1 protein-coding gene and 1 rRNA gene are annotated in these 1,288 nt (G+C 48.0%); one reads left to right on the top strand and one right to left on the bottom strand.

Going from position 1 to position 1,288, the window contains the following annotated elements; genetic code table 11:
- Nucleotides 1-160: 160 nt before the first annotated feature.
- Complete coding sequence (locus tag GM655_RS22480) at nt 161-697, bottom strand: porin family protein (protein ID WP_155436884.1); 537 nt, start codon at nt 695-697, stop codon at nt 161-163.
- A gap of 501 nt (nt 698-1,198) precedes the next feature.
- Here GM655_RS22480 and GM655_RS22475 point away from each other — a divergent pair.
- A 16S ribosomal RNA gene (locus GM655_RS22475) occupies nt 1,199-1,288 on the top strand; the annotation flags it as partial.

Raw genomic sequence — 1,288 nt, 5'->3', positions numbered from 1 at the left:
AACAGGACCGTGAAACAACTCTGCGCCGATGATAGTGCTGCAACCAGTGTGAAAGTAGGTTATCGTCAAGCTAGTTATTAAGAAAAACCCCCTTCAGCCTTTTGGCCGTTGGGGGTTTTTTGCTTTGTGCGCTCCGATATGCAGAGCGAGAAGCATGGCTTTAGAACTGGAAGCGCAGGCCCGCCGACAGCAAGTTCACCTCTGTTTTAGTTAGTCGAGTAGCCTCCAGGTTGACTGACCATTGGCGGCTGATTGCATAGCTGGCGCCTATACCTATGCTTGGATCAGTCTCGTGGGTGGTTGGCAAAGAAGTTCGGGTTGATGGCATTTTGGTGCGACCTATGCCGAGGCGTCCGTATAGGCTGAACTGATCGCTGAGCGGAATAGAGCCCAATACCGCAACACCAATATGACTGTCGGGATAATTTCCTGGCGCGGCCAGTAATCCTTTGAATGGATCGAAGCTTAGTGTGCTGGCAAAAACTTCCGCGCCGAGGTTGGGTGTCATCTGATACCCAATGGCAAACCCGCCCGTGGCGTCATGACCACTCTCAACATATTTGGATGAAATACTTGCCCGGCCAAGATTGACTCCCGCATAGACGCCAGGTTCGAACGGGTCGCTGGCAAATGCTGGAAGTGCGACCGCGAGGCCGAGTAAGGCGGCGAAGGAAGATCTAATTGCTAATGTCTGCATAGGATTCCTTGATGAAATATCCGGCCAGGCGGTTGCAGCCGGCCGGCAGGATGATAGTTTTACCCTTTTGCGACAAGCAACCGTAACGAACTTGTCGCACGATAAATAATAGTATCTAGTTATTTTTTATACAAGCTTAATGATTTGACCGCAAAAACAAGTTTGGCGCGTGCGTAAGTAAAATCAAATTGGATAGATGGGGGACTTGACGAGATATGTGAGATGCCCCATAATCTCACTTCTCTGCTGCTGACAAACAAAACGATTTGTCGAAACGCAGCAAGCAGTACCAAAGAAAAGTTCTTTAAAAATTCACAGTCGATAAGTGTGGACGTTTGATGAAAGTGCACACGAAGCCAGTCTTCGTGATACTTAAAAAATATCAAATGTTCACAAGAAGTAATGAAATAGGACGCTTCGTAAAAGAAGCGAACTGTCAGTATTTTGAGTGAGCGACCCGTTAGAAATAACGGTGCGAGAAATCGCAAACAAACAGAGATTAAACTGAAGAGTTTGATCCTGGCTCAGATTGAACGCTGGCGGCATGCCTTACACATGCAAGTCGAACGGCAGCACGGAGCTTGCTCTGGT

Source organism: Pseudoduganella danionis, assembly GCF_009720775.1.
GTDB lineage: Bacteria > Pseudomonadota > Gammaproteobacteria > Burkholderiales > Burkholderiaceae_D > Rugamonas > Rugamonas danionis.
This window is presented reverse-complemented; position numbering and strand designations above follow the sequence as displayed.

Excerpts from the sequence above, each read along its gene's own strand:
- GM655_RS22480 (WP_155436884.1), bottom strand. The coding sequence starts at position 697 with ATGCAGACATTAGCAATTAGATCTTCCTTCGCCGCCTTACTCGGCCTC.